Raw genomic sequence first — 18,253 nt, forward strand, 5'->3', positions numbered from 1 at the left:
GCCTTTTTTTATGGCTGCTGAAAAGGCAGTGAAAGCAGCCAGGTATCACGCTGTGCCTGCATCACCGCCCCACTCTTTTGATCTTTCCACTGCGTCTGCATGATCCACTGCTGATAACGCGGCTGCTGCAAGCTGTTATCGGCCATGGAAAGCAGCGGAATGATGCGCTGGCTCACCCGATCGCGGTTTTTCCACGGCCAGACTTTACTGGCATCGCTGTACGGCGCCATCATGTCGAGCGCAGTCAGCAACGAGCCGCCTTGCTGCTGGCTATGCCATAAATCACCCAATCCCGCTTTACCGGCCAACTGCGCCAATGCAGTAAGCGCCTGCAGATTGAAGTAGCTGTAATGAAAGGATCGCGTGCGCGCCAGTTCAGCGGGCTGGCTGCCATCGGCACGAATTTGCAGCGCAATTTTACTGCGCGCCAGCTCTACCATCGCTTTGACTGTCTCACGATCGCCCAGATACCACGCAATCCCCGCCACCTGCGTGCAATACCAACTGCCATGATTGTTCGCCGCCGCCGCTTCTTTCAGTGCTAACGGATTGTGCCGCAGCCAGTGCAGATACTCGCTAAACCACTGCTGCATCGCCTGCTGATCGGCTGGCTGCCAACCGGGCGCATTGCGTAGCAAAGTCAACGCATCCACCACGCGCGTGGCAAAGTAGCGCCCATCGAGCACGCCATCATGGCGGCCTACGGATCGGCCCGGAATGCCTTGGGCAAAATTAAGGTTGGGATGCATACGGCTGGCGGGATCGATAAACCAGTGACGCATCATCGCCAGCGCTTTGTCGGCATAACGTTGATCGCCAGAGAAATACCAGGCCAGCGTCAGCGCCTGAAAATCAGCGGTAAAGCGCGCCAGCCGTACACCATCACTTTGATCATTCTTACTGGCAGGATTCACTTCGCCATCGCGACGCTGCCACGGCAGGCCGTCGGCGGTGCTGGCGTCCGGCCACCAATAGGCGCTCAGGCTTAAATAATCCTGCTTCGACCCGCTCGGCGGCAGCATGCCTTTATCGGTGACGCTGGGATTGGGGTGTTTCAGCGCGTTATCCGCCTGCTGTTTTAGCTGATACCACGCGTCGAGCGTTGGCGGCGCGGCTTGATGTTGTGCCAACTGCTGCTTAACTTTCTGCAGATCGTTTAAAGAGAGAAAGGCCGGATCGTTAGCCACACTAAGCGCGCTATACAGCCATAGCAGCGCAATCCACAGATTCCTCATTAACTCTGCTCATCCAGTTGAAGCGCCACGTACAGCAGCAAACGATCGTCAAAGTTACCCAGATCCAGCCCGGTGAGCTCGGAAATACGGTTGAGGCGATACTCCAGCGTGTTGCGATGAATAAACAGCGCGCGTGCCGTAGCGCTCGGTTGCACATTATGACTGAACCACGCCACCAGCGTGCGTCGCAGCAAGCCATTGTTATCCATGCTTTTCAGCTTTGCCAACGGGCGCGCCAGTTCGTTGGCCTGCCAGCCGCCGCGTAAACTGTCCAGCAGCACCGGCAGCACCAGATCCTGATAAAAATAGCTGCGCTGTTCCGGCATGCGCTGTTTGCCCACCATCATGGTGGTGCGCGCGGTGCGGTACGAACGTGCGATGCTGCCGGGACCGGTAAAGTAGTTGCCGAGCGCGATACGCATTCGCACCTGTCCGCTCTCCTTCATGCGTTGCAGCAGTTGATCCACGCGGCGACGATGATCGTCCTGATCGTAGCGGCCATGCGCATTCAGCGCCGGTTTCAGCACCACCATTTCGGTGAGTGAAACAATCGCAATCAGGTTGTCGCGTTCCGGCGTGGTCAGCAGCGTTTGCAGCTGCTGCAGCTCGGACATGGCGCTATCGACGCCGAGCTGGCCGCTGTCCACTTCCACCACCGCCACCACGCGCGGCTGATTGAGATCGATGCCGAGCCGCTGCGCCCATTCGCTAAGCGCTGGCGATAAGGTTTCGCTGCGCACCAGATTCAGCACCAGCTCTTCACGCAAGCGACTGTCCTGCGCCAGCATGTGCAGCAAACGCGCCTGTTCCAGCATCATTTCGGCGGTCATACACACCAATTCGCCGTAGTGACGCAACGTCGCCGGTTGACCGGTCAAACCGATAACACCGACGATGTCGCCATCAATACGCAGCGGCAAATTGATGCCGGGACGCACACCGTGCAGATGTTTTGCCACCGCTTCGTCGATGTCCACCACGCGGCCTTGTGACAGCACCAACAGCGCGCCTTCGTGCAATTCGCCAATGCGCTCACGATCGCCACTGCCGATGATGCGGCCGCGCGCGTCCATCACGTTGACATTGCTATCAATAATTTGCATGGTGCGGGCAACAATATCCTGAGCCAGTCGCGCATCGAGATGATAGGTGGCCATCAAACACTCCGGAGATAAGGACGAACAGACAGAATACGCATCCGTTACGGATGCTGACATTGTGCAACTGCACATAGCCAGCGGGATTATGCGGGATTTGCGGTAAGCGTCACATTCAGTACCGGACATTTGCACAGACACAAAAAAGGCGAGCCGAAGCTCGCCTGTTATCAACAACCTAAAACTTACTGCATCAGCAGATACAGGCTGCTGTCACCGCGTTGCACATTCAGTGCCAGCACCGAAGGTTTGGTGTCGAGCACTTTACGCAGCTCGCCAAGATTAGCCACGGCTTGCTGGTTGACACCCAGAATCACGTCACCTTTCTTCAGGCCAATACGCGCTGCTGCGCTGCCCGCTTTAACGTTATCGACACGCACGCCTTTCTGGCCGTTAGTATCGATATTGCTGAGATCGGCACCTTCAATGCCGGTGTAAATGGTGGCGGACTGCACTTTATCCTGCGAGCTCTGCTGCAATTCAACCGTGACGTTCACCGGTTTGCCTTCGCGCAGCAGACCCAGCTGCAGTTTGGTGCCGACCGGCAGCGAGCCGACTTCGGCACGCAGCGCCGCGAAGCTGGTCAGCGCTTTGCCGTTCATTGACACCACTACGTCACCGGCTTTCACGCCGGCTTTTGCCGCAGCGGAGTTCGGCAGCACCTGGCTAACAAAGGCGCCGCGCTGCGCGTCGACTTTCATCGCTTTCGCCAGCTCGGAGTTGAGCTCGGTGCCCATAATGCCCAGCTCGCCGCGTTTCACCTGGCCGTATTCAACCATCTGCGCGGTAAGGTTTTTCACCATTGAGCTTGGGATCGCAAAGCCGATACCGATGTTGCCGCCATCCGGTGCCAGAATCGCGGTGTTAATACCAATCAGCTCGCCGTTAAGGTTAACCAACGCGCCGCCGGAGTTACCACGGTTGATCGCCGCATCGGTCTGGATGAAGTTTTCATAGTTTTCAACGTTCAGGCCGCTGCGGCCCAGCGCCGAAACAATCCCCGAGGTCACCGTTTCGCCAAGGCCGTACGGGTTACCGATCGCCACGGTGTAATCACCGACGCGCAAGTTGTCGGAATCGGCAATCTTGATTGCGGTGAGGTTTTTCGCATCCTGCAGCTGAATCAGCGCGATGTCTGACTGCGGATCTTTACCGATCACTTTGGCGTCATAACGACGGCCATCGCTGAGCTGCACCTGAATTTTGGTCGCGTTATCCACCACGTGGTTGTTGGTCACCACATAGCCTTTATCCGCGTTAATCACCACGCCGGAACCGAGGGCGCGGAACTGCTGTTTCTGCGCGTTAGCACCGCCATCCGCGCCGCCGCCGTCACCGCCCGCGCCGTTTTGGCACATGGGCGAACTCTGGAACGGTGAACCGTCCTGGCAGAACGGAGAATTATCACCAAAGAATTGCTGGAACTGCTGCGGCATACGCGGTGTTTTAACCGTCGTCGTGCCTTCCACGCTGATACTCACCACGGACGGCATGACTTTTTCCAGCATCGGTGCCAGGCTTGGCAACTGCTGGCTGGAAGAAGAAGCTGTTTCGGCTGCAAATACACTCACAGGGCTCAATGCCGTCGCGCCGAAACTCAGCGCCAACGCCAGCATAATTGTGTTTTTTTTCATTAATCTGTGTCTCTCTAAGAATTACGGCCAGACCATTGCTGTGGTCGTGATGGTGAGATTAAGTTTTTAGCGCGAAGTTCCTAATAAAGTTTTAGGCAAAGGTAAAAAATTGTTCTTCGCCTTTACAATTCTGCGCTTATTCAACCGCCATTAAACGACGATATTCATCCCAGGCATAATTGTCCGTCATCCCACTAATGTAGTCCTGAATCAGACGCGCACGATAATAACGTTCCCACAACAAGCGCTGATATTTATGCTCAACAATCAATGAACGCATGTGTTGCTGATAGGCTTTGCGATGTTTGCCGGAAAGCTTATGAAACAACCGGGTTTCAATCGGATGCTTTGCCAGAAAATCCTCGTTCATCAAGGTGGTAAATTGCTCGTAATCCAGCAACAGCAATGATTGATATATTTCGAGCAGACCTTTAATCACCCGATAACCCTGCAATTCCAGTTGTTCAACTTCCGGATGATTAAACACTTGCTGACGCGCGACCGTTTTAAATAATTTCAGCAAGCGCCCTTCTTCGCCATCATCTTCCAGTAAAGCGTGATTAAAATCGCCTTCGAAAATAGCCGGCAGGTTGTCAATAAAACGCTTAACCGCATGGCTAACCAGCACGTTTTGCACGTTAACCCGCAATGACATAAAGAATTGATCGCTGATACTGCGGCGTTTTTTCTGATTAGCCTCTTTCCAGGCATCGCCGATAGTGCGGCTGAAAACATCGCCGTTTTTTACCGTGCCCCAGGCATCCAATAAATGCTTATACAGCGTTTCAACATGGAAAATATCTTTTTCCACGGCGTCATCCAGATCGGCAATGCAATAAGAGATATCATCGGCGGCTTCCATTATCCAGGTGAGCGGAAAACGATGGTGCTGTTTAATATTCGTCGCTTCGCGCAACTCAGCCACATATTCACGCTCGGATAAATAGAAGCCCGGTTTTTTCATTAATACGCTAAATTCAGCCGGTTTATCGCCTTGCCACCATGCGGGCGCGGTATATTTCAAAATACAGGCTACCTGCGCATAGCTGAGATTGAGTTGCAGCAGCGTGTGCACCAAGCGAATCGCCTGGGCGTTGCCCTCGAAATGGCACAAATCCTGACGGATCATGGCATTTAACTGGTCAAACGCGGCGCGCTCAGCTTCATCGGCAACGCCCGCTACCAGCGGATCGACGAGCTCGGCTGGCAGATTATCGTCGAACCAGTCATTGATCGCCGCTTCACCAAAATGACCAAACGGCGGATTACCGACATCGTGCAGCAAACAGGCCATCTCAATCAGGCTTTCGAAGGCGCCTTCAAACTCATCCAGCCCATAATTCGCCAGCCCGCCGCCCTGAGTTTTCAGCGCTTGCAGAATCTCTTTGGTGATATATCGCCCGGTTTGCTGCACTTCCAGCGAGTGCGTCAGACGCGATCGCACCGCCGCATTGCGCTCCAGCGGGAATACCTGAGTTTTCTGTTGCAGACGACGAATCGCGGCGGAGTTAATAATACGTCCGCGATCGCTTTCAAAGTGGCGGGTAATAAAGTATTCCCCTTCGGGATCTTTGCGGCTGGTATAAGGGCGGGTGAAACTGATCTTCTTCCTGAAATTGATCGTCGCCATAATTACCCCTTATTTTTTCGTGAATTCTTCCTCAATCAGCCATGTTAGACTATGCCTCACTTTTGCGGGTTACATCCATTAAATTAGCGAGATTCTTATGAAAGTAGGCATTATTGGCGCGATGGAGCAGGAAGTTACTCTGCTGCGTGACAAAATCGAAAACCGCCAGACACTGGCGCTGGCCGGCTGCGAAATTTACACCGGCACGCTGAACGGTGTTGAGGTGGCGCTGCTGAAATCAGGCATCGGCAAAGTGGCTGCCGCGCTCGGCACCACGTTGCTGCTTCAGCTGTGCAAGCCGGATGTGGTAATCAACACCGGTTCTGCTGGCGGCCTGGCGCCAACGCTGAAAGTGGGCGATATCGTGGTGTCGGATGAAGTGCGCTATCACGATGTCGACGTCACCGCCTTCGGTTACGAGCCAGGCCAGATGGCCAGCTGCCCCGCGGCTTTCGTGGCGGATGACAAACTGATTGCCGCCGCTGAGCTGGTTATCAAGCAGCTTGACCTCAACGCGGTACGCGGTTTGGTAGTGAGCGGCGATGCGTTTATCAACGGCGCTGCACCGCTGGAACGCATCCGCACCACCTTCCCGCAGGCGATTGCGGTGGAGATGGAAGCGACCGCGATTGGTCACGTTTGCCATCAGTTCAAGGTGCCATTTGTGGTGGTGCGCGCCATTTCTGACGTCGCCGATCAGGAATCACACCTCAGCTTCGACGAGTTCCTCAGCGTTGCGGCAAAACAGTCTTCGCTGATGGTTGAAAACCTGCTGGTTCAGCTGGCGCGTGGCTAAAATCCTGCTGCTTGGGCTGTTGCTGCTGTGCAACAGCCTGTTCGCCGCCGCGCCGCGCGTCATCACCCTTTCGCCCCATCTGACGGAACTGGCCTTTGCCGCAGGCATTACGCCGCTGGCCGTCAGCGCCTTCTCCGATTATCCCGCGCAGGCCAACACGCTGGAACAGGTGGCTAACTGGCAAGGCATTAAAGTGGAGCGCATTCTGCAGCTCAAGCCGGATGTGGTGCTGGCGTGGCGCGGCGGTAATCCGCAGCGGCAAATCGAACAGCTGCAGCGTTTCGGGATTAAGGTTGAGTGGATCGATCCGCAAACCATTGATCAAATGATCGATGCGCTGGCGGCGTTACGGCGCTGGAGTCCGCAGCCGCAGCAAGCCATTGATGCGGCGCAGGCCTTACGCGCGCAGGAAGCGGCGCTGCGCCAGCAGTATCAGCAAAGTACGCCGCTGCCGCTGTTTTTGCAGTTTGGTCAGCAGCCGCTGTTTACGGCTTCGCGTAACACCCTGCAAAACCAGGTGATTGAACTGTGCGGCGGCAAGAATATTTTTGCCGATAGCAGCGTTAGCTGGCCACAAGTGAGCCGCGAACAGGTGCTGATGCGCCATCCGCAGGCGATTGTCATCGGGGGTGATGCCGCTCAGGCTGCCAGCATTGCTAAATTCTGGCAGCCGCAATTGGATGTGCCGGTGATCGCCATCAATGACGATTGGCTAAGCCGTCCGGGGCCTCGCATGCTGCTGGCAGCGAAACAGCTGTGTGCAGATTTACATCCGACGAAAAAAAGCACCAATAAAGATTAAAGATTCGGCAAGAATTGTCGTAAATCATAATACAAGGCGCAGCAGCCACGTATGCTCTGTGCCCATTTTTAGCGCTTAGCGCAATTTTGTCTTCACCAGGAACTATTCATGACCAGAGCACTGCTGCTGGCCATAGGGCTCGTGATCGCTGCACCTCTGAGTGCGGCCACGTCGACCGGCTCTATTGCCGTCACCTTGACGTTATTCTCGCGTTGCGATATCTCACGCCAGAGTGAACACACTCTGCCCAAAGTGGATTGTGGACGTCATTTCAGCGCGCAGCCGCGCATTACCGAACGTGTGTTAAAACGCGATGCCACGCGCCGTGAATCTGCGCGTTTAGTGACAATTGAGTGGTAGGAATCTGGCTACCAGAACGGCAGCCAGAAGCAGCATTAGATGCTGAAGGAAGAACCGCAACCGCAGGTGGTTTTGGCATTCGGGTTGGTCACGATAAAACGTGAACCTTCCAGGCCTTCGGTGTAATCCACTGAACCGCCCACCAGATATTGCAGACTCATCGGATCCACCACCAGCGCCACGCCTTGTTTCTCGATGGTCATGTCGCCGTCATTCATTTGATCGTCAAATGTGAAGCCGTACTGGAAACCGCTGCAACCGCCGCCGGTAATATAGACGCGCAATTTCAGCTCGGGATTCTCTTCATCAGAAATCAGGTTTTTCACTTTTTTTGCTGCTGCATCAGTGAATTGCAAAGGCAGCGCTGCTAAGTCGTCACTCATCTTTTACTCCGGGTAAACGTCGAGGTCAGAAAACGACCTTAATCTCGCTATTATCTGCCAGCCGTCCAGTGCAATCAAGTCTCAAGCTTGACACTGCGTGCCGCCGCATGCGCAGGAAAGTATATACCCTAAACTTTAGCGCAAGCCGTTATTCCCGTAGAATGGCGCCAGATTTTTTCCCGAACAGCAGGAGCAGAACAATGAGTAAGTCAGAAAACCTGTATGCCGCAGCGCAACGCCTGATCCCCGGCGGTGTGAACTCCCCGGTACGTGCATTTACCGGTGTGGGCGGTGTGCCGCTGTTCATCGAACGCGCTGACGGTGCGTATCTGTATGACGCCGACGGCAAAGGCTATATCGATTATGTCGGTTCGTGGGGCCCGATGGTGCTGGGTCATAACAACGCCAACATCCGTAACGCGGTGATTGAAGCGGCTGCGCGCGGTCTGAGCTTCGGCGCGCCAACCGAGATGGAAGTGAAAATGGCCGAGCTGGTGTGCGAGCTGGTGCCAAGCATGGACATGGTGCGCATGGTTAACTCCGGCACCGAAGCCACCATGAGCGCCATTCGCCTGGCGCGCGGCTTCACCCATCGCGACAAAATCATCAAGTTCGAAGGCTGCTATCACGGCCACGCCGACTGCCTGCTGGTGAAAGCCGGGTCCGGCGCGTTGACGCTGGGCCAGCCAAACTCGCCAGGTGTACCGGCCGATTTCGCTAAGCACACGCTGACCTGCACTTATAACGATCTCAGCACCGTGCGTGCGGCTTTCGAGCAGTATCCTGAGGATATCGCCTGCATCATCGTTGAACCGGTAGCGGGCAACATGAACTGCATTCCACCGCAGCCAGACTTCCTGCCGGGCCTGCGCGCGCTGTGTGACGAATTCGGCGCGCTGCTGATTATCGACGAAGTGATGACCGGCTTCCGTGTCGCATTAGGCGGTGCTCAGGCCTATTACGACGTGACGCCAGACCTGACCTGCCTTGGTAAAATCATCGGCGGCGGCATGCCAGTCGGTGCCTTTGGTGGTCGTCGCGATGTAATGGATGCGCTGGCACCAACCGGTCCGGTTTATCAGGCCGGTACCTTGTCCGGTAACCCGATTGCCATGGCGGCGGGCTTCGCGTGTCTGTCGCAGATTGCGCAGCCAGGCACCCACAGCACGCTGACCGATCTGACCACGCAGTTAGCGCAAGGCTTGCTGGCTGCGGCGAAGGCCGAAAACATTCCGCTGGTGATCAACCACGTTGGCGGCATGTTCGGGATTTTCTTCACCGATGCTGATGAAGTGACCTGCTATCAGGACGTGACTCAGTGTGACGTTGAACGCTTCAAGCGTTTCTTCCACCTGATGCTGGAAGAAGGCGTGTACCTCGCGCCATCCGCCTTCGAAGCGGGCTTTATGTCACTGGCGCACAGCAAAGAAGATATTCAGCGCACCATCGATGCGGCACGCCGCAGCTTCGCTAAGCTGTAAAACTGCTAAATGCGATCCTACGCATTTTCGTAGGGTCGCCATTCATGGCGACCAACATCATGCTCGGCGCAATAGCCAAATAAAGTACGGCGCACCAAAGAAGGTCGCCATCAACCCTGCCGGGATCTGATCCGGGAACGCCAGCATCCTGCCGCACCAATCCGCGAAAATCATCAAACCGCCGCCCAACAAACCGGCCATCAGCACCTGCGGTAACGCACGGCGGAACCCGAGCATGCGCACGATATGCGGCGCCATCAGCCCGATAAAGCTCAGCGGCCCGATGGTTAACGTGGCCGTGGCAGTCAATGCCGCTGCCAGCAGCAGCAGGCTGAGGCGCGAAGTGGTGAGCGCCATGCCCGCTGAACGCGCGGTAGCGCTGCCGAGTGGCAATAGCGTCAACCAGCGACTCGCCAGCGGTGCCAGTGAAATCAGCACTAAACCCACCACCGCGCTTTGCACCGCCTGCTGCATATTGATGTTGTAGGTTGAACCGGAAATCCAGCTCAGCAAGCCCGCCATGCGTGGATCGCCGCTGGCCAGCAGCACCATCAAAAGTGTGACAAACGCGCTGTTAAGCGCCATGCCCGCCAGCAACATGCGTTCTGGCGAGAAGCCGCCGCGACTCGCCACCAGCATAATAATCAACAGCGTCAACGCCGCGCCCAGCGCACCGGCAGGCAACAGCCACGCCACCGCATCGCCCGGCACGAAGAACATCATTACCACCACGCCGCACGCCGCACCCGAGCTAATGCCTAACACTTCCGGGCTTGCCATCGGATTGCCGGTGAGCCGCTGGATCAGCGCACCCGCCACGCCGAGCATCATGCCCACAATCAGCGCGGCCAATACGCGCGGTGCGCGCCACGGCAGCAGCTGCTGCAGCATATCACCGCCCACCCACGCAAAGCCGTGCGCATCGCGGCCAAAGGTAATGCCAACCCAACTCAATACGCCCAGAATCAGCAATCCGATTAAACACCAGCGCAAGACGTTCTGCCGCTCAGCCGGCACGCTATCGCCCTGATTTAGCGCCGGCGGCACCGATCCGGTACGCAGACGCGGCAGTAACCACAACAAAATCGGCACGCCGATCAGCGCGGTCGCCGTGCCGGTAGACACTTCGCGCCAGTGGCTGGTAAGCCACTGCACACACTGATCGGCCAGCCACAGCAGCAGCGCACCGATCAGCGGGGCCAAAATCATGCGGCTCATCAGACGACGTCCGCCGAGCATCTTCGCCAGCAGCGGCGCGAACAGGCCGATAAAGCCGATGATGCCCGCAACATTGACCAGCTGCGCGCTAAGCAAAATCGCCAGCGCCAGCGCGGCAATACGCGCCGCCGACAGCGCCAGACCAAGGTTTTTCGCTACGCCATCATCTAGTCCCATCAGCGTCAGTGGACGCAGCAGCGCCAGCGCCACCACAAACGCCAGCAGCAGACGCGGCCACAGCTGGGCCACGTTGTGTCCATCCAGCTGGTTGAGCGCGCCGGTGCTCCACAGGAACATGTTCTGCAGTTGATCGTGATTGAAGATAGCGAAGATTTGGTTCACCGAACCGGCGTACAAACTCAGCACCAGTCCAGCCAGAATCAGCGTCACCGGCGACAGACGTTTACCCCAGGCCACGCCGAACACCAGAATACCGACAATCACCGCACCGCCCATCGCCGCAAACTGCTGCGTGAGCTCGCCGCCCGGCAAATGCCACAACGTCGCGACGGTAATCCCCAGCTGAGCGCCCGACGACACGCCAAGCGTGGTGGGTTCCGCCAGCGGATTACGCAGCACCTGTTGAAACAGCAAGCCGGCGAGGCCAAGGCCCGCGCCAACCAGCAGCGACAGCGCCAGCCGCGACAGCAAACTGTGATGAAACACCACTTGCTGGATGTTGTTGATGTCAGGCGCGAAAAACGCCTGCGACCACTGATCGCTCGGCAGCGCCTGGCGCAGATTGATGACGGTTAAGGCCAGCGCCAGCAGAAAGACCGCACTCAGCAGCGCGACGGGAAAAAGACGATTGCGCATCAGTGCGACTCCAGCGCGTGTTCCAGCACGCGGACAAATTTCAGCGCCGAATAGGTCGCGCCGTAATACCACACCGCCGGCACGCGCTGGAAACGCTGCGCGCGCACAAATGGCAGCGCCTGCCACAGCGCGGTAGCCATCACTTGCTGCATATCGCGATCGTTATCGTGATCGAAGCAGATCACCTGCACATCACCCACTTCCGCCAGCCGCTCCAGCCCAACGACTGCGCTGCCCCAGAAGTTGGTTTCGCCCTGCCAGGCATTGCTCAAGCCAAGGATCTCCATCACCTCAAGGAACAAACTGTTTTTACCGAAGGTAATCGCGTGGCGGCTGTCCATCAGCGACATCAGCAGCACCGGACGATCGGCCCACGGCTTGAGGCGTTCACGCGCCGCCGCCAGCTGTTCATCCACATACTGCAGATGCTGCACGGCCTGCGCTTCACGGCCAAGACGCGCGCCGAGCGCCTGCAGCGAGTGACGCGCGGTGCTGAGCGGTTTGCCATCGCCGCTGTTGAGGTCAAAACCCATGGTCGGCGCGATGCGCTGCAGCTTATCCAGCGCCGGGCCGTAACCATTGGAGTGCAGGATGAGCGAAGGTTCGAGCTGCGTCATCAGCTCCAGATTGGGTTCGGTGCGTAATCCAAGATCGATAACGCTGGACGGCAGCTGCGGATCGCCGACCCAAATGTTGTAATTGTGCATGTCGGCCACGCCGAGTGGCGTCACGCCGAGCGCCATCAGCAGCTCCACCGGCAGCCACTCCAGCGCCAGAATGCGCTGCGCGTCCGGCACGGCGGCACGCAGCGGCAACGCGGACATCAACGGGGAAAGCGCCAGCGCTGTCAGTAGGCGGCGGCGAGAAATGTCGAACATGGCGAGGCCTTAGTAAACGAAACTGACGGGCGCGCCGCCCAGCGGATGCGGCAAAATGCCCATCGGAATACCGTAAATGTTGCCCAGCACATCGGCCTGCATGATCACCTCGGGGCCGCCTTCGGCAATCACTTCGCCACCGCGCAATGCCACCAGACGATCGCAATAGCGCGCCGCCATGTTGAGGTCGTGCAGCACCGCAATCACCGTCAGCCCACGTTCGCGGCTGAGACGCTGAATCAGCGCCAGCACATCAACCTGATGGGCGATATCCAGCGCCGACGTCGGTTCATCCAGCAACAGGCAGCGACTGTTCTGCGCCACCAGCATCGCCAGCCAGGCACGCTGGCGCTCACCGCCGGAAAGGCTATCCACCAGACGCCCGGCAAAAGGCTTTAATCCCACCAGCGTAATCGCCTCTTCCACCCGGTCGCGATCTTCCTGACCATAACGGCCCAGTGCGCCGTGCCACGGATAGCGGCCAATCGCCACCAGCTCGCGCACCGTCATGCCTTCCGCCGCCGGCAGCTGCTGCGGCAGATACGCCACCTGACGCGCAAAATCTTTGCTGCCCCAGTTATCAACCGCCTCCTCATTCAGCAACACGCGCCCTTCACTCGCCGCATGGTGACGACCAAGCATTTTCAGCAGCGTGGATTTGCCGGAACCGTTATGACCAATCAGCGCGGTGACTTTGCCCGGTGCAAAAGTAAGAGACAGCGGATGCAGCAGCGTGCGGCCTGGCACACGAAAACTGACGTTATCCAGCCTGAAGGTGGTTTCTGCGTGGTGCGGATGCTGCATGATAATCCCTGGTTAATCAGTAGGGTCGCCATTGATGGCGACCTACGTAACACGATTAGAAACGGAAAGTCGCAGTACCGACAATCTGGCGCTCAGCGCCCCAATAGCAGGCATAATCGCGGTAGCAGCTGGCGACGTATTCACGATCGAACAGATTATTGACGTTAACGCCGATGGTGGAGCCCGGCATGCCAAAGCGTGCGAGATCGTATTTCAGCGCGGCATCAACGGTGGTGTAACCGGCTACGTCGAAGTTTTGGTTCACATCGTCGCCGCTGGCGTACAACCCTTTGCTCTCGCCCACATAACGCACACCCGCACCCACGGTCACGCCCGACAGCGCCGTTTCATGGAAGGTGTAATCACTCCACAGCGATGCCATATGCTTCGGCACCTGCACTGGCGTTTTGCCTTTGAGGTTGGTGTCTTCGGTGTATTCCGCATCGGTATAGGTATAAGAGGCGGTCATATTGATGTTGGCATTCAGCGCTGCTTTGGCTTCCAGCTCCACGCCGCGTGAACGGATTTCACCACTCTGAATGCTGGCAAATGGATGGTTAACCGTATCCGGATCGGCCGTCAGGTTTTTAGTTTTAGTCAGCTGATAGACCGCTGCAGTTAATACTACCGGACGATCTTTCGGTACGTATTTCACACCGGCTTCATATTGCTTCGCGCGTGAAGGATCGAAGGCTTGGCCATCAAAGGTTGAACCTGAGTTCGGAATGAAGGCTTCGCTGTAACTGAAGTAAGGCGCGATACCGTTATCAAACACATAGTTCAGACCGCCACGCCAGGTGAAAGCCTGATCGTTCTGGCGATCAACGCTATTGGCTACGCGATCGTAAACCGAGTTCATGGCGTAATCGTAACGGCCGCCGAGGGTTAACACCCAGCGGTTCCACTCCATCTGATCCTGCGCGTATAAACCGGTTTGGCGCTGCTTATTAAGGTGCTGATAAGGCGTATCAAACGGCGTCACGCTGTCGTCGCCATATTGCGGATTAACGGCATTCAGCGGTGATGCGGTACCAAATTGCGCATCAATATCGTTTCGCGTGCGCTGGAAATCGACACCCAGCAACAACGTGTGATCAACCTGCCCCGTCGCAAATTTAGCCTGCGCCTGGTTATCGACTGCAAACTGATTCAGCTTTTCATTAGAAACCGCCGAACCGCGAGTAATTTGCTGTGTTAGGGCATTAAAACCATTGCCATAAATACTGCGATAATCCGTTCTCAGATCCGCATAGCGCAGATTCTGCCGCACCGTCCAGGTATCATTGAAGCTGTGCTCGAAGTTGTAGCCCACCATCTTGGTGTTGCGCGAAATCTTGTTGCTGTCTTCGCCTTCATCAAAGTTGGTCGGCAGCTTGTAGCTGCTGCCGTCAGGACGCGTGATGCCCACCACGGTGCCCTGACGTGGCAACCAGCCGTAATAGCCGGTTTCCGGTTCGTTCTGGAAGTAGGTCAGCAGATCGAAACGCGTATTCTCATCCGGACGCCAGCTGAACGACGGCGCAATGGTGTAGCGCTTCTCTTTGTTCATCTCCTGCTGCGCATCGGCGCTGCGCGCGAGGCCGGTCAGGCGATAGCTGTAAACGCCGTCATCATCCAGCGAGCCGCCGAAATCGAAACCGGTGGAGAACTGATTGTTGGTGCCCATCTGGAACTGCACTTCACGCAGCGTCTCCTGCGTTGGACGCTTACTCACCAGCGACACCACGCCGCCCGGATTGCTCTTGCCGTACAGCACCGAAACCGGACCGCGCAACAGTTCGGCGCGCTCGAGGAAATAGGGATCGATAGCAAACTCAGAGTAGTTATCACCCTGCAGTTTCAGGCCATCAAGATATTGGTTGGTGTTGGTTTCGCTGAAGCCGCGAATAGAGAGCGCATCGATCACATTGGAGCTACCGCGGTTACCGGTCAACACGCCTGGCGTGTAGTTGAAAGCCCCTTTCACGCTGGTGACGTTTTTCATCGCCATCTCTTCCTGCGTGACCACCGAGATGGACTGCGGGTTCTTCTCAATCGGCGTATCGGTTTTGGTGCCGGTGGCGCTGCGTTTGGCCGCGATGGTTGGCGACGGGCCCCACGCTTTCTCTTGCTCGACACCGCTGCCGCCATCGGCGCTAACAACCACGGTATCTTCTGCCAACGCCTGCACGCTGAACGTACCCAGAGTCAGTGAAATAAACCAAGCCAGCGAACGCGGGCGTAAGAAACAAGGATTGGTGTTTCGCGTATTCATAAGTGAGGTCTCTCGAAAAAAGTCGATGCAGGCGAATACAAACGAGAATGATTATTATGACGCACGGATTTTAGGCGAAATAGTGTCATATTCGCAACGATTAATGGCTGTTCGCGGGGCGTTAGCGCCCAGATCGCGTATATCCATGATCGTGCTTAACAAAAATGCAGGCATGAAAAAGGGCGCCGCAGCGCCCTTTGTTTTCTCAGCAACTTATTTGCTGCCGAACATATCTTTAATCCAACCCGCCACACCGTCAGAATCTTTCTGCTCATTCTGTGGCTGCTGCTGTTGTTGTTGCTGCTGTTGCTGCTCTTGTTGCTGCTGCAACTGCTGCTGTTGTTGCTGAACCTGCTCTTGCTGCTGCTGACACAGCGCGTTCGGATCCAGTGACCACACCGGCAGCGATCGCCATGTGCTGCTGCCCGTACCGCAGATAAAGTTACCGGCAGAATCGACGTTCATCTGCGTGATATCTTCCGGCGGCGTCAGCACCAGCGGCATTGGCGCCTGGTTGTCGAGATAGCGACGATAAAGCTGCATTGCACCGCTGGCACCGTACAGCTTCGAGGTTTGGTTGTTATCGCGACCAACCCAGGTAATCGCCACTTCTTTGCCATCAATACCGGCGAACCAGCTGTCGATCAGGTCATTGGTGGTACCGGTTTTGCCTGCCAGATGCGCTTTAGGATAACGTGCACCCAGCGCACGCGCGGTGCCGTGATCGGCGACCTGCTGCATGGTGTAGAGCGTCAGATACGCCGCCTGCGCCGGTTCAACGCGCTGCGCCTGCGGATAGCTTTGATACAGCACCGTGCCATCTTCCGCAATCACCGAACGCACCGCCGACAGCTCAGCGCGGTTACCGCCGCTGGCAATCGACTGGAACGCCTGCGCCACTTCAATCGGCGTCAGGTTCAGTGCGCCCAGCAGCATTGACGGCACCGGATGCAGCTGATCTTTCGGCACGCCGAGTTTGTTCCAGGTATCAACCACGGCATCCAGTCCCAGCGTCATACCGAGGTTGACGGTTGGCACGTTCATCGAGTTGGTCAGCGCATCCACCAGCATCACTTTGCCGCTGAAACGACGATCGTCATTCATCGGTTTCCAGATGCTGCCGTTCGGCTGTTTCAGCGCAATCGGCTCATCGGCGATCCAGCTGTTGAGGCGATAGCTGTTCGGCTGGCTCAGCGCGGTAAGATAGGTGGCCGGTTTTGCCAGCGAGCCAATCGAACGACGTGCCTGCAGCGCGCGGTTGTAACCGGCAAACTGCGGATCGGCACCGCCAACCATGGCGCGCACTTCACCACTGAATCGGTCAACCACCACCATCGCGGTTTCCAGATCTTTCAGGCCACGCTGTTTTTTCAGCGTTGGAATGCCTTCAATTACCGCTTTCTCCGCGGCATCCTGCGAAATCGCATCCAGCGTGGTGAAAATCTTCACGCCGGAGAGATCTTTCATTTTGTCGCCGAGCTTGGCTTGCAGCTCGTTACGCACCATCTGCATGAACGCTGGCTGAGGCGTGATCACGCCGCCTTTCGGCTGAACGCCAAGCGGACGCGCCGACAGCATGTCATACAGTTCCTGATCGATGACGTTCTGCTGCTGCAACAAACGCAGCACCAGATTACGTCGCTCCAGCGCCAGTTTCGGGTTACGCCATGGATTGTACAGCGACGCGCCTTTCACCATGCCGACCAGCATCGCCTGCTGATCGAGGCTCAGCTCATCCACCGGACGACCGAAGTAGTACAAGCTCGCCAGCGGGAAGCCGCGGATCTGATCGTTGCCGGTCTGGCCGAGATACACCTCGTTGAGATACAGCTCGAGGATGCGATCTTTGCTGTAGCGCGCATCCATGATCACCGCCATATAGGCTTCACGCGCTTTACGCCACAGCGAACGCTCGTTGGTGAGGAACAGGTTTTTCACCAGCTGCTGCGTCAGCGTACTGCCGCCCTGCACCGCTTTACCGGCGGTGATGTTGGCGAGGAACGCACGACCAATTGAGTACGGGCTAATGCCGTCGTGCTCGTAGAAATGGCGGTCTTCGGTGGCGATCAAGGTGCTAACCAGCAGATCCGGGAAACCGGCGCGCGGCACGAACAGACGCTGTTCACCGTTCGGCGACTGCAACATGGTGATCAGGCGCGGATCGAGGCGGAAGAAGCCAAAATCGCGGCCGGTATCGAGGTTTTTAATCTCGCTCAGCTCATTGTTGCTAAACGTCAGGCGCGCGTTGATCTGCCCCTCTTTGCTGTCCGGGAAATCAAACGGACGGCGCAGCAGATCAATGGTGTTGCCTTTGACGCTAAACTCGCCCGGACGGGTGATGCGCGACACTTCGCGATACTGCGTGCCTTCCAGCAGCGCAATCATCTCTTTTTTGTCGTACGACATGCCCGGTTCGAGGCTGACCATGCGGCCATAAACGGCGGCCGGCAATTGCCACACTTTACCGTCGATGCGGCTGCGGATTTCCGAGTCGAGATAGACGCCCCAGGCAGCCATCACCACCACAAAGACCAGGAAGAGTTTAATCAACCAGCCTAACCAGCGACGTTTGCCGCGTGGCGGACGTTTTTTACTTTTTGGTGGCACCGGTCCACTCTCCTCATCTTCTTCGTCAAAATCGTCCTGATCGATATCATCATCAAGTTCCCTGCGGCGACCCCGACGCGCAGTGCTGCGCGGCGGCTTTGGCGCTTTTCCTTTGCGCCCAATAGGTTCGCGATCGTTCCCAGACATGCTTTTATTCTCCAGGTATTGCTACGGCGGCGGCCGTTACTCTAACTGCTT

The 18,253-nt window shown here is 56.9% G+C and carries 14 protein-coding genes; 4 read left to right on the forward strand and 10 right to left on the reverse strand.

All coding sequences use genetic code 11. The annotated features are described in order from the left end of the window. Window positions 1-8: 8 nt before the first annotated feature. The 4 genes from HX773_RS04905 to dgt all read right to left on the reverse strand — a co-directional run bounded on the left by HX773_RS04905 (window position 9) and on the right by dgt (window position 5,656). Window positions 9-1,235 carry an alginate lyase family protein gene (locus HX773_RS04905; RefSeq protein ID WP_176970653.1) on the reverse strand — a complete coding sequence of 409 codons (1,227 nt, stop codon included), beginning with the start codon at window positions 1,233-1,235 and terminating at the stop codon, window positions 9-11. Beyond that, window positions 1,235-2,392 carry a CdaR family transcriptional regulator gene (locus tag HX773_RS04910; protein ID WP_061718082.1) on the reverse strand — a complete coding sequence of 386 codons (1,158 nt, stop codon included), beginning with the start codon at window positions 2,390-2,392 and terminating at the stop codon, window positions 1,235-1,237. The genes HX773_RS04905 and HX773_RS04910 overlap by 1 nt, the downstream gene beginning before the upstream one ends. 185 nt (window positions 2,393-2,577) lie before the next feature. Continuing rightward, window positions 2,578-4,026 (reverse strand): serine endoprotease DegP, encoded by a 1,449-nt coding sequence (gene degP, locus HX773_RS04915; protein ID WP_176970654.1) that lies wholly within the window; start codon window positions 4,024-4,026, stop codon window positions 2,578-2,580. A gap of 136 nt (window positions 4,027-4,162) precedes the next feature. Continuing rightward, window positions 4,163-5,656 (reverse strand): dGTPase, encoded by a 1,494-nt coding sequence (gene dgt, locus HX773_RS04920; protein WP_176970655.1) that lies wholly within the window; start codon window positions 5,654-5,656, stop codon window positions 4,163-4,165. Window positions 5,657-5,753: 97 nt separating this feature from the next. Here dgt and mtnN point away from each other — a divergent pair, with 97 nt between their 5' ends. From mtnN to HX773_RS04935, 3 genes are all read left to right on the forward strand, one after another. Then, the gene (gene mtnN / locus HX773_RS04925; protein ID WP_176970656.1) at window positions 5,754-6,452 is read left to right on the forward strand and encodes a 5'-methylthioadenosine/S-adenosylhomocysteine nucleosidase; all 699 of its coding nucleotides are present in this window, start codon (window positions 5,754-5,756) and stop codon (window positions 6,450-6,452) included. Next, a complete protein-coding gene (btuF, locus tag HX773_RS04930) occupies window positions 6,445-7,254 on the forward strand; it encodes a vitamin B12 ABC transporter substrate-binding protein BtuF (protein WP_176970657.1) in 810 nt (269 codons plus the stop codon). The genes mtnN and btuF overlap by 8 nt, the downstream gene beginning before the upstream one ends. Window positions 7,255-7,362: 108 nt before the next feature. Next, window positions 7,363-7,614 carry a hypothetical protein gene (locus HX773_RS04935; RefSeq protein WP_176970658.1) on the forward strand — a complete coding sequence of 84 codons (252 nt, stop codon included), beginning with the start codon at window positions 7,363-7,365 and terminating at the stop codon, window positions 7,612-7,614. 35 nt (window positions 7,615-7,649) lie between these two features. Here HX773_RS04935 and erpA read toward each other — a convergent pair whose 3' ends face one another. Further along, the gene (gene erpA, locus HX773_RS04940) at window positions 7,650-7,997 is read right to left on the reverse strand and encodes an iron-sulfur cluster insertion protein ErpA (RefSeq protein WP_007893884.1); all 348 of its coding nucleotides are present in this window, start codon (window positions 7,995-7,997) and stop codon (window positions 7,650-7,652) included. A gap of 200 nt (window positions 7,998-8,197) precedes the next feature. Between erpA and hemL the strand changes: the two genes are divergently transcribed. Then, the gene (hemL, locus tag HX773_RS04945; protein ID WP_008108498.1) at window positions 8,198-9,478 is read left to right on the forward strand and encodes a glutamate-1-semialdehyde 2,1-aminomutase; all 1,281 of its coding nucleotides are present in this window, start codon (window positions 8,198-8,200) and stop codon (window positions 9,476-9,478) included. 57 nt (window positions 9,479-9,535) lie between these two features. Here hemL and fhuB read toward each other — a convergent pair whose 3' ends face one another. The 5 genes from fhuB to mrcB form a co-directional block, all read right to left on the reverse strand. Continuing rightward, complete coding sequence (gene fhuB / locus HX773_RS04950) at window positions 9,536-11,512, reverse strand: Fe(3+)-hydroxamate ABC transporter permease FhuB (protein ID WP_176970659.1); 1,977 nt, start codon at window positions 11,510-11,512, stop codon at window positions 9,536-9,538. Beyond that, window positions 11,512-12,390 carry a Fe(3+)-hydroxamate ABC transporter substrate-binding protein FhuD gene (fhuD, locus tag HX773_RS04955; RefSeq protein WP_176970660.1) on the reverse strand — a complete coding sequence of 293 codons (879 nt, stop codon included), beginning with the start codon at window positions 12,388-12,390 and terminating at the stop codon, window positions 11,512-11,514. The genes fhuB and fhuD overlap by 1 nt, the downstream gene beginning before the upstream one ends. A gap of 9 nt (window positions 12,391-12,399) precedes the next feature. Next, complete coding sequence (gene fhuC / locus HX773_RS04960) at window positions 12,400-13,194, reverse strand: Fe3+-hydroxamate ABC transporter ATP-binding protein FhuC (RefSeq protein WP_176970661.1); 795 nt, start codon at window positions 13,192-13,194, stop codon at window positions 12,400-12,402. 55 nt (window positions 13,195-13,249) lie between these two features. After that, entirely contained in the window at window positions 13,250-15,448 is a 2,199-nt protein-coding gene (fhuA, locus tag HX773_RS04965; RefSeq protein ID WP_176970662.1) for a ferrichrome porin FhuA, read from the reverse strand. Between the two features lie 213 nt (window positions 15,449-15,661). Continuing rightward, a complete protein-coding gene (gene mrcB, locus HX773_RS04970; protein WP_176970663.1) occupies window positions 15,662-18,202 on the reverse strand; it encodes a bifunctional glycosyl transferase/transpeptidase in 2,541 nt (846 codons plus the stop codon). Window positions 18,203-18,253: the final 51 nt, after the last annotated feature.

The organism is Pantoea sp. B9002 (assembly GCF_013385945.1).
Taxonomy (GTDB): domain Bacteria; phylum Pseudomonadota; class Gammaproteobacteria; order Enterobacterales; family Enterobacteriaceae; genus Pantoea.